The following is a 26690-nucleotide window of genomic DNA, read 5'->3' on the forward strand; positions in this document are numbered from 1 at the left end:
TTGCTTGAGTTTCCAAAGACCAGAATTGAGATACAGATCAGTTGTAATTAGTGTCGCTTCAATAATACTAATATGCTCCTACATTCAAAATAGAATTAAATCATTTCCATAATTCTTAATTAGAAATAATTGAAACAAACTCCCCGACAACTCTCATTTCAGCACCATTATCTTCATTGATAATAATATTTTTATAAGATTCTTCAAATGAATTTGGTCTTAATACAATTGAAGTATGTTCCCAACCTTCCTCAGAAACTATTTTTTCACTAGAATACGTCTTGATTGTAAAAGCAGAATTAAAATCGTGGTCTTGAATATCCATGTTTTCCACCAATACAATTTTACCGTTTCTACTGCCCCCATTGTAAGGTTTAAATAAGCAAATAGAACCATTTGGAATTACTCTGTTCATTGACTCACCAACAATTTTACATGCAAAATAATCACTGTTTTTATTAGTGTTTTCAGGTCCTTCAATCAAAGTATAATCTTTTTCAGATTGAATCTCACTAAATGTTCCTGCAGCTGCATAAAAATCATAAAGCGGGATTAGGTTCCTTATTGTTGGTTCAAAATTTATAGTTTCTTGTAATGGAATAATAACATCCTTCTTTTCAGGTTTACTAACTTTAACTGTTGCCTTTTGTTCCAAATAGTTATACATAGAAGTTGAAACAGCGTTTGTTAAATTGAAACGAATTTTGACAACTGAAACCTGTTTACCACTATCATTTTTCATAGTGGTTTGTTCAACCTGATTCAATTCAGGGCTTACTTCTCCCATATAATAGAAGTCCATTCCTTCATCATTGTTTTTTTTGATAAATAAAGGGAGTCTGATTGCACCGTTTTTTCCTAAAATAGATTGAACATCATTACTTTCAATTTTCCTATTGGATTTTGACATCCAGTTAAACTCTTTGTTATTTACAAATTCATCCTCGTATTTCGTTGACTCAGAAATATCGTCTTCTTTATGATAATTTACGAAAATTGGACAATGTGCATTGTTGGGACTTACTAAATAGCCTCCAACGTTTTGAGCAACAGGATTTTCGGTGACATTTAATATTCTAAATACATCTTTACGCGAGTATTTTCTATAAAGTACAAATCCATTCTGCCAATTATTTGGTTCAAATAATTTATCAAATTCATAGATGGAATATTCAGTTGAATCAGTTAGGAAATTTTTAAATACTTTGTGATTTAAGTATGAAAGAAACGTACTTGAAAAGTGTAGTTTGTCATTTTCAATTTTTAAAATATCTAAATCATAAATTTCTTTTGCAGCAATTAATTTACCATCTTTTTTTTCTCGAATAAATTCAAAATTTAAGTTAGAAACAGATGATTTGATGGTTTCGTCAGAAACAGCATAATGATATTTTTTAAAAATAGTTTCTCTTAAATCTTTTATAGAAAGTGTTTCAAAATTAATTAATAATTTAATGATTAAGCTTTCTTCAACTCTTTTAGAATTGTTTATTTCTTTTGAAAATAATTCTAAAAGTTTAACCTCTTCTGTAGATAATTTTGAGTTGTAGTCGTTCTCAACTTTTACAATGAAATTATAGTAAGAATTTGCATAGTTCACATACAAATATGGATCTCTAGAACCATGTTCTATAAAATCCATCATCATTGGGATTCTGCCCAACTTGAATTTCAACAGATTGTAATCCTTTTTCAAATCTGACAACAACTGCATGTTCGCAGAATCGATGGATTCAAATATTTTTTCTTTAGTAATTTCGTCAAAATTAATCGTGGAAGATCCAGGAATCATTCTGCTTCCTTCTGTAATTAATTTTCTTAATGAATCTTTATTGTATGAAGTGTCACCGTATAAAGCAATAGGAATTAGATAATTGTTTTCATAGTTTCCAATAAAATCAATTACAGTTACATAACTTTTTCCGTCAACTTTCCTTAAACCTCGCCCTAATTGCTGAATAAAAATAATAGCTGATGCAGTAGGTCGCAGCATGATAATTTGATTGATTTTTGGAATATCAATCCCTTCATTGAAAATATCAACTGTAAAAATGTAATCAAGCTTTTCATGTAAATTATCCGATTCTAATCTTTCAATCGCTTTAGCTCTTTCTTCTTCAGAACTATCTCCTGTTAAGGCAATGGTTCTAAATCCTTTTAGATTTAATAAAGCGGAAAGTTCAATTGCTTCATTCTTTCGTGAACAAAAAATCAGACCTTTAGTTATGCCGTTATCGCTTCCGTAAAATTTTGCTTGTTCAATGATTCTGTTTACTCGTTCGTTAGAAACTAGTAAGTTAAAAGTCGATTTGTTATCAATCTCATTATTGTTAATTAGTAAATCAGTGACTCCATAGTAGTGAAATGGACTAAGCATTTCTTCTTCCATCGCTCTATTCAATCTGATTTCGTATGCAATATTGTGATCAAATAATCGAAATATATCATTGCCATCAGTTCTTTCAGGAGTTGCAGTCATTCCTAAAAGAAACTGCGGTTCAAAATAGTCGATTAATTTTAAATAAGAGTCCGCACCAGATCGGTGAGTTTCGTCAATAATTATGTAATCAAAGTGATCTTTTGAGAAGTTCTCAAGGTGTGTGGATTTTGAAATAGTTTGTATTGTTGAAAACACAAAATCACATTCTAATTCTCTTTTTTCACCAGAATATAATCCCATTGTTTTATCCTTCCCGAAAACTCTTCGAAATGTTTTTAATGAATCTTTGGCAATGGTTAACCGATGAACTACAAATAATAATTTTTGTGGGTTAAAAGCTTTTGCATCGAAAGCCGATAAATAGGTTTTTCCTGTTCCGGTAGCAGAAATTATTAATGCTTTATTCTTTTTATCGTTTCTTAAGTTCTTTAAATTTCCCAATGCTTCTATTTGCATTGCATTGGGAGTTATAGTAGTTTGGGATTCAATTAACGACTCTAATTTGTTGTTTTTATTTAGAAGAAATTGCTTTTGATATATTTCTTCATAAAGCAAAATATATTCTTCTGTTACAGGAGTTGCTTTTTCAAAATCGGATTTAAATTCATTGATTACTTTTTCAACAAGACCACTTTCATCTAACGCAGAGACTTTAATATTCCATTCTTTGTTAGTTGACAAGGCTTGAGCAGTTAAATTACTGCTACCAACAATTAGATTGTAATGCTCTTTATTTTTAAAGATGTATCCTTTTGCATGTGCATTTCCTGTTGTTGCAATTCTTAGGTCTATATTTTTGAATTGAGATAATCTTTTAAGCGCTTCAGGTTGCGTGAAGTTTAGATATTGAGAAACTAGAACTTTTCCTTTTATTTCACGTTTTTCTAGTTCTTGTAGTTTATTAATTATTGTAGCAACCCCACTTGTGGTAACAAATGCAACTGAGATGTAAAACTGGTTGCAATTTTCAAGTTCATGAAGTATTGATGACAGAACTTTTTTTGGTGGATTTTTTTGATTGACGAGCAACTCAGGTTGATACGCTATGTTAGATAAAATATTTTTATCTACATAACCTGTTTGTAAACTTGAATTGAAAATTGCAGCTAACTTATCCATTCATTATTAATTTATTTACTATCGGAATATCAGCCGCCGCCCAATCAAGTTTTTTAAGTTCTGATAGAGTTAACCATTCTTGTGCTATATGTTCATTAAGTGTGAGTTCTTTTGTTTGAACTTCACAAATATAACTGTGCATCGTCAATTCAAAATCAGGATATTCATGCGCAACAGTTAGAAATAATTCCTGGATGTCTGTTGTGATATTTAACTCTTCAAATAATTCTCGTTTTAAAGCATCTTTTTGTGTTTCGCCTTGTTCAATTTTCCCACCTGGAAATTCAAACTTCTCAGAGATATATGAGAGTTTGTTTTTAGGTCTTTGAACACATAAAATTTTATTATCAAAATATATTATTGCAGCTACTACCTCAATTTTTTTCATTCTTAACCTCTGTTTTACTCTGAATAATTACCCTTTAGTATTTTTACAATGTTTCGTCTACTTTTTACTGTTAAATTGCGTTTTCAGGTTTCCTCAAATATAACTAAACGGAAAAGTAAAAAAGTCCAATATATTGAACAATTTATCAACAAATTAAGTTGTTTTTATTAAATACATGTGATATAGTTCTCATGAACTCAAATCCCCTAGCCCTGACCGCAGTGGAACTCCTTATGCAAGGGCCTTGTATTTTTTTCTTTGGGCAAAAGAGCGACCGGAGGAAGCTCCTTTTTGGCCGTAGAAAAAAACAAGGGCATCAATAAGAGTGGAGCGTAGGGCAGGATAAAGCTCCTTGATATAAAATAGGCTTTGGATTAAAAATGAAAAAGACCATCGTTACCGACGGTCTCTTTCTTCAGGATAGCTGTTTAACCAAAACCAATTTGAACAGCAGCTACCCTAAAGGGGGCAAAAGCGTTTGAGATAAACTTTGGCGGGAAACTTCGCTGGCTTCATAAACAGCTGTTGCAGTCAAGAACAGCGTTGCCCAGGAATTCAGTATTGAAACTTCCCTTAACGAACACACTTTTTCGAGGTGCTGTTTCCAAAGTTTTATTTTTATGGCTGTAATTTAAGTGCTAAGCAAACCTATCACTCTTTATTTGTTTTTGCTTACGGGTTTCCGTACTGGGAAGTTATTTTTTGGCAATTGGGTTTCAAAAAGGAACGAAACGACGGTAACAAAAAAGGCTATCGTTACCGATAGCCCTTTTTTCGCTTTACATATAAATCCAAAAAACCTACAAGAATAATGAACGCTGTAAAGCAATACCCTTTGTTATTCATGACAAACATACGAGACGTTATTGAGCTTTCCTTACGGTTTCCCGTAAAAGGGTGTTTTTTTTAAAAATATATATATATTGGATTACTTAAATCTACAATAGTACGTATCTGAATTGTAAAGTAACGGCTATTAATTAAGCTGTACAATACCCACTTTTAGTGATATTTTGGATACGAGGTATTTTTATAAATCATCTGAAACAAAAAGGAGTGGAATAGTTTTCTGGAAAACTTAAGTTAAAGGCTGTGGTGTAATGCTCGTCCTTTTTAGGCTTGTTATAAAAGATTTCGAGATTAATAACGGTAATAAAGTAGCGGCCGGTTCTAACGGATATTAACTCGAGTTGCGTTAATAGGTGACGAACCATTTGTAATTGATCATCGCCCAACCTTCATAATTTTCCTCCTTATTTACGATTGGATATTCATGTTTCCAGCCGTCAACGAGTAAGCTTCCATCTTTTTCGATTGTATAGGATTGAATAGGTTTCTCTACGGTATCATTTTGAAGAAATTGAATATTTTCTTTTGTCAAATTACATCGTGAACAATCAATAATGCTTCCATCATTAAAATAGGCACGCAAACCTCCATTTGAGTAGTACAAATAGCGTAGTTTTCTGTTTTTAGATTTGTCGGAGTTTTTTGTGACTGCTGCTGTGATTGGAGTAGCGTTATCAGTGGCTTGTTGACCTAAACCAACTGGAGTGGTATCGGCTTTCTCTGTAGCGAGTCTCTTTTCTCTTAACTCTATCTCTTTTTCTTTCAGTTGTAATTCCTTAGTCTTAAGTATTAATTCTTGTTGTTTTTCTTTATTATTATTGCAGCCAAGAAGGGTTACAGCCAGCACGAAAGTTAGTATTGATTTTGTCATTATTTTGATCTAAAAGTTCTTAATATTATTTCAATTGTTTTACATCGACCATAAAGCGGCTCTGATTGATCCAAGAGTTAGTGTTGTGCGGGAATTAACGAGGTAGTTTTATATCTAGCAAGGTATTGATTATTTAATCAACAATAGTAGCTGCTTTGGCTGCAGGGTATTTGCTGTTAAAAAATTATAGTACCTGTTTTTGTAACAGTAATTTTTTTGGCCACGAATTTCACGCGAATACATTATCAGTTTGAACAAAATTAGGGATCACTTTTTTTTAATTTTTTCTGGAAAGTTAAAAGCGAATGCGATGCTTTAGCTGTTTTTTCAGCATTTCATGTACTTCAGCATTTTCTTTTTTTAAATAAATTAATTTGCTAAAAGGGAATCAATTGTTTTTGTTTAACTTTGCACCGTAATTGTTAAACAATAAATTTCTTGTAAATAAATTAGTGGATTCACTTGAAAATAAATTTAAAAAGTAAAAGCATGAAAAGTAAAAGACCCGATAATGTTGTGTATTCAGATGATGAAGGATTTAATGCAAATATATTGCCTTATGCTACAAATGTAGGTGCGCCAGTAATTAGAATGGACGATGTTGTTTCTTGGAAAAGTAGAGGCATTAGTAATGTAAACAAAGAGTTTGAAAATAAGTTTAACGAACTAAGAACGCAATATCAAAATCTAATGGAAGAATACGAATGGAACGAATTAGTTTATAATTCTAAATTTTCATTTGAGCCCGTTATTGGCGAAATCTATCATTTATATCGAGATGCGGCAGGGGTAAATTTTCTTTCGCTGATAGGACCGCAAGAGTGGAATAAGGAGCACATTGGTACTTTTAAACTAAACAGTGATAAAAAGTGGATATTACTTAATTAAAAAGGCATCGTTAAACGGGGTATTTTTAATTGTCTAGAGGTTTTCGACTTGATCCGGTTTTCGTTATGATCTGAGCTAGGATTGATCTCCATTTACTTTAATACAAAAAAAAGCCTTTACATTGCTGTAAAGGCTTTCTGCTTTTCGCTCCCTCTCTTGGGCTCGAACCAAGGACCCTCTGATTAACAGTCAGATGCTCTAACCAACTGAGCTAAGAAGGAAACTGAGCGATAAAACGTAACGTGTGTTACAGTTGTAAAGCGGTGCAAAGATAGGCTATCATTTGATTTGTGCAAACAAAAATTAAACTTTTTTTATTTTTTTTTACTTCCCTACAATTGCTTTGTAAATATCGTTTCCGTTAGCAAATAACAACAGCGTTATAAGTAATACAAAACCAACCATTTGTGCGTTTTCAAGGAACTTGTCACTTGGTTTTTTACCGCTAACAATTTCATATAATAAAAACATTACATGACCTCCATCGAGTGCCGGAATAGGCAATAAGTTCATTACACCTAGCATAATTGATAACAAAGCAGTAATAGTCCAGAACGTTTCCCAGCTCCAAGTGCTTGGAAAAATATCAAAAATAGCTTTAAAACCACCCACTTGTTTGTAGGCTCCTGTGCTTGGACTGAAAATCATTTTTAATTGTTTTCCATATCCTACCACTTGGTTTTTTCCTTTTATGATTCCTACAGGAATCGATTCTAAGAAACCGAATTCTTGTTTACTTACTTTGTAGTAGCCTAATTTTTCCATGGAAGCAATACTTAATCCGGCAAGGTTAACTCCTAACATTCCGTCGTTGTTTACCGTAACTTGTATTTGTTCTTCTTTTTGATCGCGCAATACCGTTGCAGGAATTGTTTTTCCTTTGTTGTTTTCTAATATGGTTTTTGCCTGGTCCATGTATTTTGCAGCTTGACCATTAAGGGTAACTACAACATCTTTGGCTTGTAATTCTTTATTGGTAGATTCGTCATTAATGGAACCAATGACAAACGGCCTTCTGATGTCCAGTAAGGTTCCTTTTTCAAATTTTGACAATTGATCAATAAAATCAATAGGCATTTTTATGGTTTGTTGGATTCCGTTTCTTTCGATAAGAATTTCTTTTCCTAAAACAACTTTCATGTTGATATCATTGTCGAACTTCATGATTTTTGTGCCGTCAACCGAAATGATTTTATCACCCGTTTTGAAACCGGCGTTGATCATGGCTTGATTTTCAATCAACAGACCGTCTTTCATATCTGCATTGGCAATATAAGTATCGCCATAAGCAAAGGCCATCCCAATATAGATGATGAAGGCCAAAATGAAGTTAACAGTTACTCCACCTAGCATGATAATCAAACGTTGGTAAGCTGGCTTAGAACGAAATTCCCAAGGTTGTGGTGGCAATGCCATTTGTTCCTTGTCCATACTCTCGTCAATCATCCCCGAGATTTTCACATATCCACCTAGCGGTAACCAACCAATACCGTATTCAGTTTCTCCAATTTTCTTTTTTATAAGGGAGTATTTAACGTCAAAAAACAAATAGAATTTTTCGACTCTGGTTTTAAACAATTTAGCAGGAATGAAATGTCCTAATTCGTGTAGTATTATTAATAATGACAAACTCATTAAAAATTGCGAAAGCTTGATAAATATATCCATTTTTTATTTTAGGTTCTTAATTGAATTGTACAAAAGTAGGGTTTTCTATTTTATTTTGAAAGCCTTATAATTAGGCTAGAATACAATTGCTCAGTCAACAATTATGCCATATGATTTTTTACTTTGGCGGATGTCATGTAACTTTACAATATCATAAATTAAGTGATTAAATTAGTAACTTTCATTTTATAAAATCAACCTTATGTCACCACTATTATATACTCCTTTAGAAATAAAAAGCCTTACGCTTAAAAATAGAATTGCTATTTCGCCGATGTGTCAATATTCTGCCGTTGATGGCTTTGCCAATGATTGGCATTTGGTGCATTTGGGCAGTCGTGCTTCTGGCGGTGCAGGTTTAATCATTCAGGAAGCTACCGCTGTTTCTCCAGAAGGAAGAATTTCTCCCGAAGATATGGGGATTTGGAAAGACGAACACATCGAGAAATTAGCAGCGATCAATCGTTTTATCATCAGCCAGAATGCAGTTCCGGGAGTTCAATTGGCGCATGCCGGAAGGAAAGCAAGTAGTTCTTCTCCTTGGAATGGTCATAAAAAACTCGATGCTGCACAAGGCGGATGGGAGACCGTGGCGCCAAGTGCAATTCGGTATTCAGATACAGACACGCTGCCTGTCGCTTTAGACAACGCGGGTATCCAAAAGGTACTTGCAGATTTTAAGGCAGCCACGGTAAGATCTGTGAAAGCCGGTTTTCAAGTCATGGAAATTCATGCTGCTCATGGCTACTTATTGCATTCGTTTCTTTCGCCTTTATCGAATGAGCGAACGGATGAATATGGTGGAAGCTTCGACAACCGCATCCGATTGACTCTCGAAGTTGTGGATGCCGTACAATCAGAATGGCCAAAAGACCTGCCGTTATTCGTAAGGATTTCAGCAAGTGACTGGGCTGAGGGTGGATGGGATATCGCCGAATCTGTTTTGCTTTCGAAAGTGCTAAAAGAAAAAGGAGTCGACTTGATCGACGTCTCTTCGGGAGCCTTAGTACCGTATCAAAAAATTCCGGTAGAACAAGGCTACCAAGTCCCTTTTGCCGAAAGGATAAAAGAAGAAAGCGGTATCATGACTGGAGCAGTGGGATTAATTACTGATGCCACTCAAGCGGAAGAAATTTTAGTGATGGGAAAAGCCGACTTAATTTTGTTTGGTCGGGAATCATTGAGAAACCCGAACTTGGGATTGACTTTTGCCTCAGAATTAGGTGTGGAGGTGCAATGGCCAAAACAGTACGAACGGGCGAAGCTAAAATAATCCTCTTTTGGAGTGCGTTTGACTCCAAAAGGCATTATTTTAGAAAAGCAATAAACGCATTACCTGCGACTATTTTTTGATGAATTTCTTATAGTAAGTTCCCTCAGAGGTTTCAATTTGGGCAAAGTGAACGCCGCTTGATAGGCTGGAAACGGTAAAATCAAGGGCTTTGCTTCCCAGTACTTTCTGTCCTAAATCATTTAAAATTGTAATTTTTAGAACGGTTATATCGGAAGGCATTTGGATGTGCAGTTCGTTTGAAACAGGATTTGGATAGATTTCGATCGCCTTCGCCAATTCAAAAGTGTCAGTCCCGAGTGTTGAGGTATTGTTTTTGGAAATGATGTTTTTGTTTGGGTCAAACAGCACGCCAGTTACTGAAAATGGGACAGATACGATAAATTCCTGTCCATTGGTGGTGTTATCTAAAAGCGCGTCAAACGTTTGTCCATTTGAACCCATAAGTTGTACAGGAACTGGCATCTCAAAATAGCTGACCGAAGGGTCAGACTGTGTTTGATTGATTGTAATTTTTGCCTGTCCAGCACCCCAATTTTGAGCCATGACGGTGTAGGTAGGATAGCCCTGATTGTAAACCCAATCATTAAAGAATTCGGTAAAACTTAGGCCAGAGACTGCTTCGAGATGGGCTTGGAACTGAGGTGTTATTGCATATCCATATGCCAATGCAGGGTCATTCAAATAATTTTTTAAGGCTTGGAAGAAATTGGTGTCACCCATTTTTAAACGAATCATATTGGTAACCATAGCGCCTTTATTGTAGGTCAATCGGCTGCTGAAAATACGGTTTACATCAGTAGACTGAGCGTCAGTTAAATATAAGTTCCCGTTCGCTTGTGAAGTCACACTGTTGATTTTTGAGGATTTCCAAGAGGTGAAACTGGGATTGCCGTCAAATTTTTCTACTACCATTCCAGACATATACTCGGTAATCCCTTCATTAAGCCAGATGTCTTTCCAAGTACCACAAGTGATTTTATCACCAAACCATTGGTGTGCCATTTCGTGCGCAATTAAGCTTCTTCCAAAACCTACCATAAAAGAAACCGTTGTATGTTCCATTCCTCCACCCCAACCAAATTGGGCATGGCCGTATTTTTCATTTCTAAAAGGGTATGGTCCTACCAAAGTTTCGTACAGATTCAGTATCTGCGGTGTTTCTGCTAATTGCGTTTGTAATGTAGTATTATAATTTTCGGGATAAATATAATTTATAATGGGGTAGTACGGACTAGCTGCAGTGTTTAATCCTGCTTGCTGGTTATAGACCGTATAATCGGTTACTGCCATGCAAATAAGATAAGCTGGAATAGGGTAGCCATGGTGAAAGTGGGTCGTTTTATTGGCGCCATTAATTACCGGAGAGGCAGGTTCGATACCATTTGAAACACTTATGTATTGAGAAGGGGCGGTGATATAAACGTCAATACTGTTTACCTTGTCATTCAAATCTTGCTTGCAGGGCCACCAGTCTCTTGCGCCAAAAGGTTCCGAAAGAGTGTAAAGCGTCTTGCTACCATTGCCGCGGGTCTGTATTGTAAAGGCATTAAATCCATTTACGGGTGGTGCTCCTGAGTACATTATTTCCAGTGTATTTGATGTTCCTGTAGTTTGTGTGCTTGGTAGTGTAATTATTAATTCGTTATTTGTATTACGGATAAAGCTAAGGGAAACACCATTTTTTTTAACGGAGCTTACTAGTAATTCATTGGCTAAATCGAAGGTTATTGTATTTATATTTGCCAAAGCAGTATACGTTGTTGTTACTTTTCCGGTTATAAAATAGACCGCTGGATCTACGGTAAATTCTAATTTATGATAGGTGATATCGTAATTTAAAGTGTTTGGGTTTACAGCCAAGTTTATCAAAGCAGAGGCCGATTTCATTTCAGCATGAGCGATGTTTTTGGTTTCCATTTCTGAACTTTGAGCCAAAATTCCAGAGACATAAGACAATAAAAGCAGAATGTAGAAGTTTTTCATAGTATAAGTATAGTAGTACGAAATTAATGAATTTTTGGTTAATAAAAACAATGAGACTAATTATTCTTGGAGATTGATTTTCGATTTGTGTTGTCGTTAGTTATTGTTTTAATTTTACTTGCTTTAATAATTTTCAGTAATTTTAAAACTTGTAATAATTTGAAATGGTCGATTGATGCTAAGATAGATTTCTCGATACTACAGTTTTCAAAGTATTTTTATTTCCCGTGACTATTATAAGCGGGCAAATGTTCCATTTAGTGACGGTACTTTTGGAGGAAGTTAAAATCTTGGACTATACAATCAGTAGGATTCACCTTTATCGAATGAGCGAACGGATGACTATCGCAGAAGTTTTGCCAACCGCATCTGCTTGATTTTTTTACAGCAGAATTGGGAGTGGATGTTCAATTGTCAAAACAGTACAAACGAGCTAAAAGAAAATAAATGGATAAATTCATCACTTTGTTTTTTTTGAACCATTAAAGAATTTATGAAAATTTAGAATAATGTCTCTATGTGTTTAAGAAAACGAAATTCATTCAAACTTGACTTTATAAAGTATCAATAGATTTAAAAAAAAACTTAGATGACTTATATGTTTAAAAAATCTATATCTCAATAAAATAATAATTATGCAAAAAATAAAAACTGCCTTACTGTCCTACGGAATGTCCGGAAAAGTATTCCATGCACCATTTTTGGAATTTCACTCGGGATTTGAGCTGCTTGGCTCTTGGGAGCGAAGTAAAAAGTTGATTCAAAAGGATTACCCCAACGTAAAGAGTTATGCTACTTTGGAGGACGTTTTGGTATCTGATACTCAGTTAATCATCGTGAATACACCAGTGGAAACCCATTTCGAATATGCTAAAAAAGCACTTTTGGCCGGCAAACACGTGGTAGTTGAAAAAGCCTTTACCACTACAGCGGCCGAAGCGAAGGAATTGGATGTCTTAGCTACGGAAAAAGGAGTGAAATTGGCCGTTTTTCAAAATAGGAGATGGGACAGCGATTTAAGAACCGTAAAACAAGTTCTTTTGGATGGCTTGTTGGGCGACATCATCGAAGCCGAATTTCATTTTGATCGTTACAACCCGCTTTTGAGTCCGAAGCAACACAAAGAAACGGCTAATTCTGGCGCAGGAATTCTAAAAGATTTGGGGCCACACTTAATAGATCAAACCGTTTATTTGTTTGGATTTCCGCAAGCTGTTTATGCTGATATCCGCAAGACACGCGAAGATTCTTTGGTTGATGATTGGTTTGATATTTTATTATATTATCCTGAATTCAGAGTACGTTTAAAAGCTAGTTTTTTTGTCCGAGAAGCTAATCCGGCTTATACCATTCACGGTAAAAAAGGGTCTTTCCTGAAACCGCGAGGCGATGTGCAAGAAGACGATTTGAAATTAGGAAAAAAACCAAATCTAGATACTTGGGGAACGGAACCTTTAGAAAAAGAAGGGCTCTTGCATACCGAAATTGACGGTAAAATGGTACGACGAAAAATCCCAACACTTCAAGGGAATTATTATGTTTTTTTTGATGAGGTATATCAGTCGATTACAAACGACAAAGAAGAACCCGTTAGTGGACAAGATGGACTGAGGGTCATGAAAATTATTGAAGCGGCGATTCAAAGCAGTGCTCAGAAAAAAGTGATTAATTTATAGTTTTAGTAGACTAAGTATTAAAGTCTTAATTAAAAAGTTGCATTTGTAGCTTGAATCTAGCTGGTTTAAAAGCCAGCTTTTTTCTGTTCTCCAGAAAAAGCCCCCCTTCTCTTTTTTTTACAGCTAATAATTGTCTATGGTAAAAAGAATTTATTTATTAGGAACTAAGTATTAAACCGAGTTTTGATAAAAAAATAATAAATAAATTAACATTTTAATACATTATTTTATTAAAAATTAACAATGGTATTAAATTTTAATTACATTTATAACGTGAAAAAAAGAATATAACTATTCTCTCGGTTTCTAAATACCACTTTTAGAACCACTTTCAAATTAGTCCTGTTTGGTTTTAAACCAAATTTTCCAAAAAACACTTTTCTTTTATCGCCGATGCCCAATCCTGTTTTGGATTTTCTTTGTGCTCGGAAATAAAGCCAATTCTATTTAAAATTAAAAGTTCCCAAATCGCTTGGCGGACCAATTGTAGTTATATGAAAAACAAAGGGATTTATGAAAAAAGCTTGGCTTACACTTTTCGTTATTTTACAAATGGGATTTACTTTCGCACAAAATAAAACGGGAATTTCGGGGATAGTATTGGATGCCAAAACTCAGCTACCTTTAGCCTATGTGGTCGTTTCGATTCAAAATACAAATGCAATGCAGCTTACCGCGGCCGACGGAAAGTTCGTTTTTGATGATTTAATTGTGGGAGATCAATTGGTACTTTTCCACAGCCAAGGCTACAAAGATGGGCTGTTTCCGGTAACAATCCATGCTGGGCAACTACTGGATTTAGGTACAATTCTGCTGGAGGAAGATGAAATTTCAGACCAGCAAAGGAGCTTAATCCGACTTTTCGAAAATGATTTAACCGATGACAATAGTGGTTCAGAGAGCACCTCGGGATTGCTGCAGTCTTCCAAAGATGCTTTTCAGCAAGCCGCCGCTTTCAATTGGGGGCAGGCACGTTTTCGGATTCGGGGATTGGACAGTGAAAATGCGACCACCATGATCAATGGCGTTTCCATGAATAAGTCGTATGACGGCAGGCCACAGTGGGGCGATTGGGGAGGACTCAATGATGCAACGCGAAATCAGGAATTCACCGTCGGCACCGCTCCGTCCGATTATACTTTTGGAGGGATTTTAGGAACTCAGGAAATCAATACTCGCGCTTCCATTTACAGAACAGGAACCAGAATCACCGTTTCAGGTACTAATACGAATTACAGGGGACGCATGATGGGAACCTTTGCTTCAGGAATGAGTAATAGCGGTTGGGCCTTCGTGGTTTCGGCAGGAAAACGTTATGCAGAGGAAGGCTATTTTGAAGGAACCACCTACGATGGAAATTCTCTTTTCTTGAGTGTCGAGAAGAAATTAAGCGACAGGCACTCCCTGAATTTCACCGGATTTTACACCCCGAACAGCCGAGGGAAGAATTCGCCAAATACCGCTGAAGTAACGGATTTAACCAGCGGAACCTACAATTCCTATTGGGGTTACCAAAATGGAAAGAAGAGAAATGCCAGGGTAAAAACTATCGAAGAACCCATCTTGATACTCAATCACTATTTTAAGATCAATGACCACAGCAATCTTAACTCTAGCGTAATGGTTCAGTTTGGAAAAATAGGTAATAGCAATCTCGATTATCAAAATGCCAATAGCCCAGATCCTACTTATTTTAGAAAATTGCCTAGTTATTACAGTTCGCTGTATGGCAAAGACGAGGGAGAATATTCAGGTGCTTTTACACCTGATAATGAAAATGCCGAGAAGAGCCGAATCCAGTTTTTGGCAAACCCTCAAATTGATTGGGATGCCCTGTATCAGGCCAACCAAAACCCAATAATAGACTCTAATGGAAATACCATGGGCTATGAAGCAGGAAAAAGTCATTATGTTTTATATGAAGACCGCATGGATGATCAAACGGTAGTCGCTTCTTCTAATTTCAATACGCAACTAAATGAAAACTTGATTTTTAATGCAGGGGGGTCATTCCGGAAATTAGAATCGCATAATTACCAGCATCTTCTAGATCTGTTGGGCGGTGCCTTTTTTGAGGATATTGATGGCTTTTATAGCGGTAATCAAGCACAATCTGATTTGAATAACCCAAACAGGCAGGTCGTTGTAGGAGATGCTTATGGATATAATTATAAATATGCGGCGACTATTTTTGATGCTTTTAGCCAATTTAAATTTTCTTATAACAACATCGATTTCTATTTGGCACAATCTTTCTCTTCTTCGAATTATCAGCGGGAAGGTTTGTATAAAAATGGGATTTATGAAACGATTTCCTTTGGTAAAAGCGAAAAAGTATCCTTTGAGAATTTTGGATTTAAAGGCGGTGCCGTATTTAAAATTTCAGGGAAGCAATCACTGAATTTCAACGGAGCCCATTTGTCTAAAGCACCCACAATCCGAAATACATTTCCTAACGCCCGCTTGAATAATTCCGTTGTGGACGGATTGCAAAGTGAAATGATAAACAGCCTCGATGCGACCTATGTTTTCCGTTCGCCAAAGCTGAAGACGCGATTGACCGCGTATTATTCGACAATAAAAAACGCGGCTAAAACTTCCTTCTTTTATGCGGAAGGTATTTTTGACAATGGCGCTGGGTATACGAACACGAATGCTTTTGTAAGTCAAACGTTAACCCATCTGGATCGAAAGAATATAGGTGGAGAATTTAGTTTTGAATACCAACTCACGAGTACTATAAAAGGAAGTTTTTCCGCAGGATACGGTCAGTTTACCTATGACAGTAATCCTAATGTGAGTATTAATAATGATGCAATGGCTACCGTAGAAAACACAAAGCCTTCATTTGATTTTGGAACGGCGCTTTTAAAAAATTATAGACAAGCTGGAATGCCGCAACAAGCATATGGTTTGGGGATTGAATACCGTGATCCCAAATACTGGTGGATAGGAACTAATATTAATTATTTGGCAGATAGCTATATTGATGTTTCGCCAATAGCAAGGACGGATGGTTTTTATACCAATCCCACCAGCGGTTTTCCTTTTCCAGAAGCGACAGAAGATAGAGCGAGGGAATTATTGAAGCAAGAAAAATTCGAGCCTATTTTGTTACTCAATTTTACAGGAGGGAAGTCGTGGCGCATCAAAGGAAAAAACTTGGGGCTTTTTGCGAGTGTCAATAATGTACTAGACACAAACTATAAAACGGGCGGTTATGAGCAAGCTAGGAATGCTAATTTTAGACAATTAAATCAAGATTTTTCCAGTGGAACTCCGTCTTTTGGCAATAAATATTTTTACGGTTACGGAAGAACGTATTTCGTTAATCTCTATTTCAATTTTTAAATTAAAAAAATCGCCTTATGAAATCTACTTTCTATAGTTTCCTTTTTTTGACGGTACTTGTCACTGTTTTTTCAGGTTGTGCAAACGATGCAGTGGAAATACCAAAACTGAGCTGTACCCAACCAGATTTGTCCACAAATAAAACGGTGGCTGAAGTTCACACTAATGCAGGTGCCATCGTTACGCAATATACCTATGATGACATCATTGAAGCCTACGTGGTTTCTAGTGATGAAAATGGTAATTTTTTCAAAGCCATTTCGTTGCAGACTTTAGCAACTACGACGTCTTCATCCGTAGGGTTTAGCGTTCCTGTCGATGCAAGCAATACCTATGTTGATTTTAGAGTGGGAAATAAAGTCTATGTAAAATTAAAAAATCAGTACACTGATATTAATTATGGAAGCCTTCGAATCGGTGGGATTTATGTTAATAGTTATAATGAAGGTGCGGTGGGGAGACTGTCACAAAACGATTATAAAAACGTATTGCATGCTTCTTGTACTACCGTGGGAGAAGATCTATTGGTTCGACCCCTTGTGATTCCAGATTTAGTTTCTGATGCTAATTTAAACACTTTGGTAGAGCTGTCAGAGGTTCAGTTCACCGAGGCAGCGCTTGGACGTCACTATTTTGAAGAGACAAATAATGTAGGTGGTGCAACCAATTGGAGTTTAATCGATAAATTTGGGAATCAAGTTCTTTTTAGGACAAGCAGTTATGCTGATTTTGCCCAAAAAATGGTTCCCAGCGGAAATGGAAAGGTGAGAGGAGTGCTAACTAAATTCGGTTCCGATTATCAATTGCTGGCTCGTTCCGAAAAAGATGTGACGATGACTGCGCCAAGAACCGCTCCTTTTTTCTCCCAAGATTTTCAAACAGTAGTGGATAAAACTAATTTGAGTCTTCCCGGTTGGGCAAATATCGTTCAGAGTGGCACTATCTTCTGGAAAGGCACTATGTATTCTGGCAATGGGTATGCCGAGTTTAATACCACAGGAGCCAAAGTGGTGTCTAATATCGCATGGTTGATTTCACCCAAAATTGATATGGACACACATACTAATGAAATACTGACTTTTAGAACTGCGCAACATCATCTTGATGTGGATTCTCCTTTGAATTCACTGCAAGTACTTGTGTCGACTAATTTTGACGGCGTGAATGTTACTAAGGCAACTTGGACTCCACTCAAGGTGATTATGCCCACTCAAGTCACGCCTTGGTATCAGTTTGTGGGTTCCGGCGGAGTGGATTTGTCGTCTTATTCAGGGAAAATTAATATCGCTTTCAAGTACACGGGTTCCGGAAAAAATCTGACTTTAGACGGAGCTTTTCAGGTAGATGATGTGCAGGTTTTTGGGAAGTAAGGGGTTTTGAAAAATAAGAATCCTTTTGTTATGCGATAGTTTTTTGCCGGAAATTTGTAAGTTTTAATGTAAAAAGAGGAAACAGTTATAATGATAAATTACGTTTTAGGAGTTGCAATACATAAATGAAAAAATAATTCCCATATCGGGAACTTTTTATTAACTTTCTCTAAATTTAAAACACTTAAGAATAGTTGCTAAAAAAACACTGCGGGAATTTTGGGAAGCTCATGCTGATTGTGAGCAGCAATTAAAATCGTGGTTTCAGGAATCAAGTAGGACGGAATGGAAAAATCCTCCTGAAATAAAACAGGAATATCCAAGTGCAAGTATTATTATTTAAGCACTTCGTACTTTATAATTGCTCCGTTAACATTTTTAATTTTATTTGTAATAAGTGATAAGTGGCTTATATAATATCATTATAGCATGTTATAAAGTCTTTTAATTTCACATCGCTTGGACATGTAATTTTATATATTTGCAACTCTATAAATCAAATCAAATTATGAAATCTATTTTATTATCACTTGTTTCTTTATTATTTGTCTCTTGCTTATCGGAAACAGAAAAACCAACAACTGCGGTTGATTATACAGCTCAAAATGAAACTGAAATTACGGCATATATTGCCAAAAATAATTTGACTGCTCAAAAAAGTGATACTGGTTTGTATTATGTGATTAGTGAATCCGGCACAGGGCTTCAACCAACTCAAACATCAACAGTTACGGTAGCTTACAAAGGATATTATACTAATGGAACAGTGTTTGACCAAAGTAAAGACGCCGGAATTACATTTGGTTTACAACAAGTTATCAAAGGATGGACTGAAGGAATTCCCCATTTTAAAGTAGGAGGTAGCGGTATTCTTTTGATACCGGCTCGCTTAGGGTATGGTAGTCGTGATAGCAATGGTATTCCAGGTGGTTCCGTACTTATTTTTGATGTTAAGTTAATTGCTGTAAAGTAAATTAAACGTTTCTATTTACAGTAACGCCTAATTAAAAAAGGCTGTCTAAAATTCTAGACAGCCTTCTCTATTTTTATAAAGTAATTATTATTTGATTTCAATAATACTAATGGCATAACCACCAGCTGGTACTGATAACTGAGACAATTTTGACTTGCTAGTTACCTTCATTTTTCGAATAGCATATGCCTGCGGATTCGTTTTATAATCAGCATCCTTTGCGTCAGCGTAAATAGTCGCGTTGTATTTTTTTCCTTTTTCTAAAAAGTCAAATGCAATGTTTGAAGTACGTGCAATATCTCCATTTACATTCCCTACAAACCAGTTGTTAGTTCCTTTAGCTTTACGAGCGACAGTAATGTATTGTCCTGGCTCTGCTTCAAGGTATTTGCTTTCTGTCCAATCGATAGCCACATCTTTGATAAATTGAAAAGCATCCAAAAAGCGATTGTAATTCTCTGGTAAATCGGCTGCCATTTGTAAAGGACTGTACATGGTAACATACAAAGCCAATTGGTTTGCAATCGTACTATTAACATGCGAATGATTGTCAGGGTTCAATTTACTCAAATCCATTTCGAAAATCCCTGGCGTGTAATCCATTGGCCCACCTATTAAACGAGTAAATGGCAGTACCGTTACGTGGTTGGGTTTAGAACCGCCAAAAGATTGGTACTCCGTTCCTCTAGCTGATTCGTTTCCTATTAAATTTGGATACGTTCTGCAAATTCCTGTTGGGCGAACTGCTTCGTGCGCATTAACCATAATTTTATATTCGGCTGCTTTTTCGATAGCATATTGGTAATGGTTTACGGACCATTGGTCATAATGGTTTTCTCCTTTGGGTAAAATATCGCCTACATAGCCACTTTTTACAGCGTCATATCCGTTGTCTTTCATAAACTGATACGCCTTGTCCATATGGCGCTCGTAGTTGCGTATTGATCCCGAAGTTTCATGATGCATGATCATTTTTATCCCTTTTTCTTTGGCGTAAGCGTGAATTCCTTTCACATCAAAATCTGGATAAGGGGTCACAAAGTCAAAAACATAATCTTTGGCATGACCAAACCAGTCTTCCCATCCTTGATTCCAACCTTCAACTAAAACGCCATCAAAACCATTTGCAGCGGCAAAATCAATGTAATTTTTTACTTTGGTAGTCGTTGCTCCGTGCGTTCCGTTAGGTTTTGCTTTTGAGTAATCAGTAATCCCTAATTGGATGGATGGAAAATCATTGGTAAACGACCAAGAACTTTTACCAGTAATCATTTCCCACCAAACACCGATATATTTAACGGGTTTGATCCAAGAAGTATCTTCAATTTTGCAAGGGTCATTTAGATTCAAAGTCATTTTTGAAGCTAAAATTTTACGAGCGTCATCGCTAACAATTATAGTACGCCATGGAGAATGGTTTGGCGCTTGCATGTTGCCTTTATCGCCATTTGCGCTAGGAGTCAACCAAGATTCAAAAATCATGTTTTTGTCATCTAGATTCAGGTGCATACACGAATAATTAATTAATGCTGCTTCGTGTAAGTTGATGTAGATTCCGTCATTTGTTTTCATCATCAAAGAAGTTTGTACTCCTGTTGGCGAAAATGAAGTTTGCGAGACGTTTTCTGTTTTTGCTTTTTCGGTTAAGCCTCTAATTTCAGATAATTTTGAGGTAGTATAATCATATTCTTGGGTGTCATAATCTCCTGGAATCCAAAAAGCAGTATGATCGCCTGCCATGGCAAACTGTGTTTTTTCTTCTTTAATTATAAAATAAGTAAGGTTTTTTTGAGAAGGAAATTCGTAACGAAATCCAAGACCATCATCAAACAAACGGAAACGAATTACAATTTGGCGATCGGTACTTTTTTGGTTTAAGGTAACTGCTAGTTCATTATAATGATTTCGAATTTGATCTTCTTCTCCCCAAACCGGTTTCCAAGTTTCATCAAAAGTGGTAGTTTTTGTATCTGTAACCATGAAGTCATTTAACAATGATTTGTCATCGTTTTTTAGCTCTAAACCTAATTTACTGGTTTTTATAACTTCTTTATTTTTGTATTTTAATGCGTATGTAGGAGTTCCGTCATTTTGTAACGAAAAATCCATTGTAAAGGCTTCATTCGGAGATTTTAATTGTTGCGCTTGGACACCACTAATTAAGGCAAGCCAGATTAAGGAAGTGAAAATTAAGTGTTTCATTTTTTAGAATAAATTAAGGATTACTATTTTTTGGGTCGTACTATATTTTTTGTTATTCATAAGGAACTATGATATAGTAAATATATGCCCTTTATGCCTTGAATGTTTTTGTGATTTTTAAAAAGTAGATTGTATGTTGTTTTTTGAAGTGTAAGTTACTGAAAATTAATAATTTAATTCTATTTTTCAATTAAAAAAAGTAGAGTGTTCTTAATCTAAAAAAAAGTCAAATTGACTGTTCTTACGAGTGAATGTACTTATAAAGGGTACTAGTCATAGCTTCGTTTTTGTTCCTATTTGCATGACATTAGCCTCAAATTCTTCACGGGGGCCCGCTGCTTTGTTTTTGATTTGGGAGCGATAATTGTAAATTGTAGATACAGAATAGCGAAGGAAAACCGCTATTTTAGCACTGTCCTTAATACCCAAACGGATAAGCGCGACTATTCTTAATTCGGTGTTCAAAAGGTCGCCGTCTTTCAGTTGGGTTAATTCAGAGTCAACAAGCAACGCTTCAAATTCATTGATAAAGTCAGGAAAGAGCAGTAAAAAGGTTTTGTCAAAATTCGAGTAAAACTCTTTTAGTTCAGTTTCGATAAACTGTTTTGACTTGATGGCGCTGATGAGGTTGTTCATTTTGCCTGCGGTTGCCATCATATTCAATTTCCGGCGATAGGCTTCTAATTTTCCAATATAATCCGAGCATTGGTCCATGTATTTGCCTATGTAGATTTCTTTTACAAGATTGGCTTCCGTTAGCGTACTGTTCGTTTCCTTTAGTCGTAAATTAATGGCATGTAAGGCAACATTTAGTTCTGACAATTGAGTATTTGCCACATTCAAATCTTTTTGGGCAATCTTTAATTTTTTCATTTGCTTGAAAAGCAGAATTAGCACAATCAATAAAATCACAGTCAATAAGCTGACACTTACCAGAAATAACCAGAGTTGTTGTTGGTTCTTTTGATTCTGATGTTCATAAGCTTCACTGATAATGGGCATCATTTTAGAGATCTCATAGGTTCTTAAACGGGCGTTACAAAAGAGCGCGTCTTCTAGTGAGCGTTGAATGTATTTGTAGGCTCGGTCGATGTCGCCTTCCTCGTATAGTAAAAAGGCCAGATTTCGAAGCGAAATATTTTCCTTTTTGGCCAACTTCAAATCAGAGATAGCGGAAATAGCCAACCATTTTTTCTCTGCTTCTCTGTCTTTTTTTTGATGGTAAGCATGAGAAATGATGTAGGCAAAAATAGCCCGATCAGGATCAGAAAGAGAAATAGTGGGGAAAACGCTAAGAAGCTGATGCAATGATTCGTCCTCTTGCCCATCTTTAATTAATTGCTCAGTTTGAATAATTAGGTGTTGTCGAGACTGTTTTGGGAAATGCTGCAGCGAGGAATCACGGTGTTTTTGTGTTAATGTAGCGTATTTTTCTTTCTCATACGCAGAGGTCGCATAATCGTACATATAGCCATAAAGCACCCGATTAACAACAAAATATGCTCCTTTCAATTCCGGAGAATGATTCCCAGGATTTTTTGCGAGAATGTCGGTAGCCTCTTTGTACATTCCTAAAGTGCCCATTATCGAGGCGAGATTAAGTGCGGCTTGATCACTTCTTTTTGGATCCTTCAGGCGAGTCGCGATTTGCACGCTTTTTCGAGCAAAAACCAAAGCAGAATCGGATTTATATACTCGGTATTCTTCGTATAATTGATCGTAAACTTCCTGTTTCTGAAGATCACTCAAAGCAGGTTTTAGAAGCAGTTTTAGGGAATCAATGGCATGCTCTTTTTGGTTCGAATACAACTGATGATTCTCGATTGTTTGATCCAATTCCCGCAGTAAAGAAGTTGAATTCTCTTGAGCCAAAAGCAATGTTGGAAAAAGGAAAACAAATAAGAATGGCAAAAATCGATTCATTAAAAGGGAATTAAGGTCGGGTAAAAATAGCCAAAAATTCAAAGGAATTGGCGATTCCTGTTGGTAAATAAATAGAGGTATTCTTTTAAGAGCAGTTCACTTCGAATAGTACAAAAATTTAGATTTAATAGTTATAAGGATAGGGTTTTTGTTTGGTTTTTGTATTTTGCAGACCAAATCTTTATTAAAACTACATGAAAACCTACTTTATGGCACTGCTTATGGCAGTTTTACCTTGCTGTATGCCAGCACAAGCACAAGAAAATTCCGTGAGATTGAAGCAAATTAACGTTGTTAAAACAAATTTTAGAAATTTAAAAGATGGCGAAACCGTAAACAAAACAATCACATTCAAAGAAGGAAAAATTCATTCGATTAAAACGTCTGATATCATCCAAGTTTATTTTTATAATCCAAACGGATTACTTGATATGACTGTAAAAGAGCGCGAAGGTAGCAACTGGAAAGAGGTGATAAATTACACGTATGACAAAGCGAATAATCTAATAAAATTTAGTAAAAAATACGATGAAAATGGCGAGAACGTTACTAAAACAGTTACTTTTAAATATGACGGTGCACGAGTAAGAGCCATCACTAAAAAAAGCACTACCCATCAAAATTTTGTTGAAGATAATGAATACATCGTTCAAGAAGGTATAATAGTAAGACGTTCCTCTCGCGACAGAAACGAGCAAATTATCAGTAAAAAAGAGTATGGGTATTACAAAGATAATTTGTCAAGAGATAAAGGACTTGTAGGTGATAAAACAATAATTTATTATACCTATGATGATAAAAACTCGGTTAAATTACTAATGGCCAAAAGTACCTTTGGTGAAAATTATAAAGTAATTCTTCCGTTAATTTCTTTCTATGAGGATGAATTTGATTTTCAAGCAATATCTAGTAATAATGAGCTTGATTCTAAAGCTACATCAACAAATTATGTAGGCAAATCAGCCACGTTTAAATACAACAGCAGTAATTATCCCATTTCGCAAGACCTTGTGGAAGAAAACGGAATTGTAAAAACAAAAACGACTTACTTATACGAGTAATTATACTATGTTTAGGTTGCCCCTATTACTAAAAAGGCTAATGTTTCTTTATAATTATTTAAAAAGCATTTGGAATTACAGTTAATAGTGCACAAATCATTAAATTTGTAGCTTATACAAAGATATGTTAGAAAAAGAAGTATTAAATTTCGAAAAAACAGCCATTGTTGGGATTGTGACTCAAAATCAAAGTGAAGAGAAGCTTAGAGAATATCTTGACGAATTAGAGTTTCTAACCTTTACGGCAGGTGGGCAAGTGGTCAAACGTTTTTCACAAAAAATGGAACGACCAAATCCTAAAACATTTGTAGGAACGGGAAAAATAGAAGAAATTCATCAGTATGTAAAAGAGAACGAAATTTCAACATTGATCTTTGATGATGAATTGACTCCCTCCCAACAAAAAAATATTTCTAAAGTAATCGTGGAATGCAAAATTCTTGACAGGACTCACCTTATCCTGGATATATTTGCGCAAAGAGCAGAGACTTCCTATGCTAGAACCCAAGTAGAATTGGCACAATGCCAATATCTTTTACCTCGACTTTCTGGAATGTGGACTCACTTAGAACGCCAAAAAGGGGGAATTGGAATGCGCGGACCTGGAGAAACAGAAATTGAAACAGACAGACGTATTGTACGTGATAGAATTGCTTTATTGAAAGATAAAATCAAAGCGATTGACAAACAAATGGGCACACAGCGCGGTAATCGTGGAGCTATGGTTCGTGTCGCTTTAGTGGGTTACACCAATGTTGGAAAATCAACTTTGATGAATGCGATTGGAAAAAGTGATGTTTTTGTCGAAAACAAACTCTTCGCCACATTAGATACCACGGTTCGAAAAGTCGTGATTAAAAATCTGCCATTCCTGCTTTCTGATACGGTAGGTTTCATTCGAAAATTACCTACACAATTAGTAGATTCTTTTAAAAGTACCTTAGACGAGGTTCGTGAGGCGGATTTACTGTTGCACGTAGTTGATATTTCACATCCTGAATTTGAAGACCATATTGCTTCAGTGAATCAAACGTTAATGGACATCAAAGCAAGTGACAAGCCAGTAATTATGGTTTTTAATAAGATTGATGCCTACACCCATTTGACGATTGATGACGATGATCTGATGACCGAGAAAACGCCGAGACATAATACACTAGAAGAGTGGAAATCCACATGGATGAGTCGAGTAGGAGAGGAAAATGCTTTGTTCATTTCGGCAACAAACAAAGAAAATTTTGAAGAATTAAGAGAACGTCTTTATGAAACGGTAAGACAGATTCACATTACCCGTTTTCCTTACAATAAGTTTTTATATCCTGATTATAAAGATGCGGTAGAGAAAGAAGTAGATGAAGACAACGAGGACGAATAATTAAATCCTGTCATTATAAAAAACCAAATCCCTTTTGATATTTTCAAGAGGGATTTTTTTTGGGCATGCCCCAGCTTCCACTCCGTTACAGCAGCGTCGCGCTGTACGTTGCAATCTTTTATTTCGCTACGCTGCATAAAAGGATTTCCACTTCCATCCCTCATGCGAGACTGTTGTAATAATTACGATTGTTTTTTAGAATATTTGAAAAAAAAAGAACTATGCAATTGAAGGCTTAATGAGGTGAAACCTGGGCTTAAACGGAGGTTTTGCCGCAGTAGAGTTTAATACATGCATCTTTTTAATCTTGTTTTGATTTAGCCCAAAACATTTCAATCCAAAAAAAATCCCTTTAGAATAATTTTCAAAAGGGATTTCCTGTATACTATGGTTTAATTAAAAACCGTAATTCACTCCTATTCCAAAGACTTCTTTGACTTGTACTGCTTGTACAGAGTTGTCATCATATATGGTTTGTAAAGCAACATTTGCGGACAAGTATTTGTTGATTTTCATCACCACATTCATTTGGTAATCAATATCCACATTTTGCGGATTGTCCAAATAATTAGAATATAAATTCAGACGATTCTCTATAGAAACGTTCGCCATTATAACAAATTTGTAGTAGGCTGTAATGCTGGCTCCAAATTCAAATCGAGAGTTGTCTCCTTGTAAAACACCAAATGATGGGCCAAATTCTGTATAGTGATTGTGTACCAAGATCAGTTTTGAGGTAGCGGGAGAAAAATTCACACTCAGGTTATTACTTTTTTTCCAAAGCATACCGGGACCCAATTGGAAATAAGCGGGAGAGAAAAAATGAGAAATATTCACATCATTCTTATCGTAACCCGTGTCCATTTGCGTTTTAAAATTGAAAAACATCGAATAGTACCAGTCGCCTTTTGCTTTTTTACCCCAAATTGAATTCAGTTCTAAACGGTCATCTGTTTTGGCAGTTTTATTATTGCCTTTAATTTTACTTAAACCATAAGCAAGGATAAATTTATTGTCCCAAACAACGGCGTCTTTTTTATAATTAAAGTCATAGTTAACGCCAAAATTCCCTGCTATGTTTGATGTTCCGCCACCAAGCCACTGTCTGTTGTAAGCAGATTGGTTAAAAAGTAAAGAAAGATTTCCTTCTTTTGTCCAAAGTTTAGTGGTGTCTTTTGGAATTTCTTGAGCACTTCCAACAAGTACCGTGAGAATAAAAACAATGGAAATTAGTGATTTTTTCATGTTTCGGTGTTTTT

The 26690-nt window shown here is 35.7% G+C and carries 17 protein-coding genes and 1 tRNA gene; 9 read left to right on the top strand and 9 right to left on the bottom strand.

Going from position 1 to position 26690, the window contains the following annotated elements; all coding sequences use genetic code 11:
• Positions 1-115: 115 nt before the first annotated feature.
• The 3 genes from BMW63_RS01280 to BMW63_RS01290 form a co-directional block, all read right to left on the bottom strand.
• Complete coding sequence (locus BMW63_RS01280) at positions 116-3559, bottom strand: DUF3427 domain-containing protein (RefSeq protein ID WP_074720444.1); 3444 nt, start codon at positions 3557-3559, stop codon at positions 116-118.
• The gene (locus BMW63_RS01285; RefSeq protein ID WP_074720446.1) at positions 3552-3947 is read right to left on the bottom strand and encodes a (deoxy)nucleoside triphosphate pyrophosphohydrolase; all 396 of its coding nucleotides are present in this window, start codon (positions 3945-3947) and stop codon (positions 3552-3554) included. The genes BMW63_RS01280 and BMW63_RS01285 overlap by 8 nt, the downstream gene beginning before the upstream one ends.
• 1195 nt (positions 3948-5142) lie before the next feature.
• A complete protein-coding gene (locus BMW63_RS01290) occupies positions 5143-5667 on the bottom strand; it encodes a hypothetical protein (RefSeq protein WP_074720448.1) in 525 nt (174 codons plus the stop codon).
• A 489-nt stretch (positions 5668-6156) separates the two neighbouring features.
• Between BMW63_RS01290 and BMW63_RS01295 the strand changes: the two genes are divergently transcribed.
• Positions 6157-6555, top strand: coding sequence for a DUF2452 domain-containing protein (locus BMW63_RS01295; protein ID WP_074720450.1), 399 nt, complete (start codon positions 6157-6159; stop codon positions 6553-6555).
• Between the two features lie 147 nt (positions 6556-6702).
• On the opposite strand, the gene BMW63_RS01300 is transcribed toward BMW63_RS01295, so the two are convergent.
• Positions 6703-6776 (bottom strand) — tRNA-Asn (locus tag BMW63_RS01300).
• A 103-nt stretch (positions 6777-6879) separates the two neighbouring features.
• Positions 6880-8223 (bottom strand): RIP metalloprotease RseP, encoded by a 1344-nt coding sequence (rseP, locus tag BMW63_RS01305; protein WP_074720452.1) that lies wholly within the window; start codon positions 8221-8223, stop codon positions 6880-6882.
• 202 nt (positions 8224-8425) lie between these two features.
• Here rseP and BMW63_RS01310 point away from each other — a divergent pair, with 202 nt between their 5' ends.
• Complete coding sequence (locus BMW63_RS01310; RefSeq protein ID WP_074720454.1) at positions 8426-9496, top strand: NADH:flavin oxidoreductase/NADH oxidase; 1071 nt, start codon at positions 8426-8428, stop codon at positions 9494-9496.
• Positions 9497-9565: 69 nt separating this feature from the next.
• Here the strand turns inward: BMW63_RS01310 and BMW63_RS01315 are convergent, their stop codons facing one another.
• On the bottom strand, positions 9566-11500 hold the full coding sequence (locus BMW63_RS01315; RefSeq protein WP_074720456.1) for a M1 family metallopeptidase: 1935 nt from the start codon (positions 11498-11500) through the stop codon (positions 9566-9568).
• Positions 11501-12135: 635 nt separating this feature from the next.
• On the opposite strand from BMW63_RS01315, the gene BMW63_RS01320 reads away from it, so the two are divergent.
• The 5 genes from BMW63_RS01320 (at position 12136) to BMW63_RS01340 (ending at position 18870) form a co-directional block, all read left to right on the top strand.
• Positions 12136-13176, top strand: a complete 1041-nt coding sequence (locus tag BMW63_RS01320; protein ID WP_074720458.1) for a Gfo/Idh/MocA family oxidoreductase — start codon at positions 12136-12138, stop codon at positions 13174-13176.
• A 513-nt stretch (positions 13177-13689) separates the two neighbouring features.
• Positions 13690-16527, top strand: a complete 2838-nt coding sequence (locus BMW63_RS01325) for a TonB-dependent receptor (RefSeq protein ID WP_074720460.1) — start codon at positions 13690-13692, stop codon at positions 16525-16527.
• 17 nt (positions 16528-16544) lie between these two features.
• Positions 16545-17897 carry a DUF5689 domain-containing protein gene (locus tag BMW63_RS01330; protein WP_074720462.1) on the top strand — a complete coding sequence of 451 codons (1353 nt, stop codon included), beginning with the start codon at positions 16545-16547 and terminating at the stop codon, positions 17895-17897.
• 208 nt (positions 17898-18105) lie between these two features.
• Positions 18106-18240: a type II toxin-antitoxin system HigB family toxin gene (locus BMW63_RS01335; RefSeq protein ID WP_245744844.1), complete on the top strand. Its 135-nt coding sequence runs from the start codon at positions 18106-18108 to the stop codon at positions 18238-18240.
• Between the two features lie 165 nt (positions 18241-18405).
• Positions 18406-18870 (top strand): FKBP-type peptidyl-prolyl cis-trans isomerase, encoded by a 465-nt coding sequence (locus BMW63_RS01340; protein ID WP_074720464.1) that lies wholly within the window; start codon positions 18406-18408, stop codon positions 18868-18870.
• Between the two features lie 87 nt (positions 18871-18957).
• On the opposite strand, the gene BMW63_RS01345 is transcribed toward BMW63_RS01340, so the two are convergent.
• Together BMW63_RS01345 and BMW63_RS01350 are read right to left on the bottom strand one after the other, a co-directional pair.
• The gene (locus BMW63_RS01345) at positions 18958-21072 is read right to left on the bottom strand and encodes a glycoside hydrolase family 97 protein (RefSeq protein ID WP_074720466.1); all 2115 of its coding nucleotides are present in this window, start codon (positions 21070-21072) and stop codon (positions 18958-18960) included.
• Between the two features lie 273 nt (positions 21073-21345).
• A complete protein-coding gene (locus BMW63_RS01350) occupies positions 21346-22995 on the bottom strand; it encodes a DUF6377 domain-containing protein (RefSeq protein ID WP_074720468.1) in 1650 nt (549 codons plus the stop codon).
• Positions 22996-23189: 194 nt separating this feature from the next.
• Between BMW63_RS01350 and BMW63_RS01355 the strand changes: the two genes are divergently transcribed.
• Both BMW63_RS01355 and hflX read left to right on the top strand, forming a co-directional pair.
• Positions 23190-24056 carry a hypothetical protein gene (locus BMW63_RS01355; protein WP_074720470.1) on the top strand — a complete coding sequence of 289 codons (867 nt, stop codon included), beginning with the start codon at positions 23190-23192 and terminating at the stop codon, positions 24054-24056.
• A gap of 124 nt (positions 24057-24180) precedes the next feature.
• Positions 24181-25431 (top strand): GTPase HflX, encoded by a 1251-nt coding sequence (hflX, locus tag BMW63_RS01360; protein ID WP_074720472.1) that lies wholly within the window; start codon positions 24181-24183, stop codon positions 25429-25431.
• A 396-nt stretch (positions 25432-25827) separates the two neighbouring features.
• On the opposite strand, the gene BMW63_RS01365 is transcribed toward hflX, so the two are convergent.
• Complete coding sequence (locus BMW63_RS01365; RefSeq protein WP_074720474.1) at positions 25828-26676, bottom strand: DUF3078 domain-containing protein; 849 nt, start codon at positions 26674-26676, stop codon at positions 25828-25830.
• Between the last annotated feature and the right edge of the window lie 14 nt (positions 26677-26690).

This window comes from Flavobacterium frigoris (genome assembly GCF_900111075.1).
In the GTDB taxonomy this organism is placed as follows: Bacteria; Bacteroidota; Bacteroidia; order Flavobacteriales; family Flavobacteriaceae; genus Flavobacterium; species Flavobacterium frigoris.

Bases quoted from the DNA above. Each gene is read 5' to 3' on its own strand.
- BMW63_RS01345 (WP_074720466.1), bottom strand. From the start codon at position 21,072: ATGAAACACTTAATTTTCACTTCCTTAATCTGGCTTGCCTTAATTAGT.
- BMW63_RS01365 (WP_074720474.1), bottom strand. From the start codon at position 26,676: ATGAAAAAATCACTAATTTCCATTGTTTTTATTCTCACGGTACTTGTT.
- BMW63_RS01310 (WP_074720454.1), top strand. From the start codon at position 8,426: ATGTCACCACTATTATATACTCCTTTAGAAATAAAAAGCCTTACGCTT.
- BMW63_RS01355 (WP_074720470.1), top strand. From the start codon at position 23,190: ATGAAAACCTACTTTATGGCACTGCTTATGGCAGTTTTACCTTGCTGT.
- BMW63_RS01290 (WP_074720448.1), bottom strand. From the start codon at position 5,667: ATGACAAAATCAATACTAACTTTCGTGCTGGCTGTAACCCTTCTTGGC.
- BMW63_RS01325 (WP_074720460.1), top strand. From the start codon at position 13,690: ATGAAAAAAGCTTGGCTTACACTTTTCGTTATTTTACAAATGGGATTT.
- BMW63_RS01315 (WP_074720456.1), bottom strand. From the start codon at position 11,500: ATGAAAAACTTCTACATTCTGCTTTTATTGTCTTATGTCTCTGGAATT.
- BMW63_RS01330 (WP_074720462.1), top strand. From the start codon at position 16,545: ATGAAATCTACTTTCTATAGTTTCCTTTTTTTGACGGTACTTGTCACT.
- hflX (WP_074720472.1), top strand. From the start codon at position 24,181: ATGTTAGAAAAAGAAGTATTAAATTTCGAAAAAACAGCCATTGTTGGG.
- rseP (WP_074720452.1), bottom strand. From the start codon at position 8,223: ATGGATATATTTATCAAGCTTTCGCAATTTTTAATGAGTTTGTCATTA.
- BMW63_RS01320 (WP_074720458.1), top strand. From the start codon at position 12,136: ATGCAAAAAATAAAAACTGCCTTACTGTCCTACGGAATGTCCGGAAAA.
- BMW63_RS01285 (WP_074720446.1), bottom strand. From the start codon at position 3,947: ATGAAAAAAATTGAGGTAGTAGCTGCAATAATATATTTTGATAATAAA.
- BMW63_RS01295 (WP_074720450.1), top strand. From the start codon at position 6,157: ATGAAAAGTAAAAGACCCGATAATGTTGTGTATTCAGATGATGAAGGA.
- BMW63_RS01280 (WP_074720444.1), bottom strand. From the start codon at position 3,559: ATGGATAAGTTAGCTGCAATTTTCAATTCAAGTTTACAAACAGGTTAT.
- BMW63_RS01340 (WP_074720464.1), top strand. From the start codon at position 18,406: ATGAAATCTATTTTATTATCACTTGTTTCTTTATTATTTGTCTCTTGC.
- BMW63_RS01350 (WP_074720468.1), bottom strand. From the start codon at position 22,995: ATGAATCGATTTTTGCCATTCTTATTTGTTTTCCTTTTTCCAACATTG.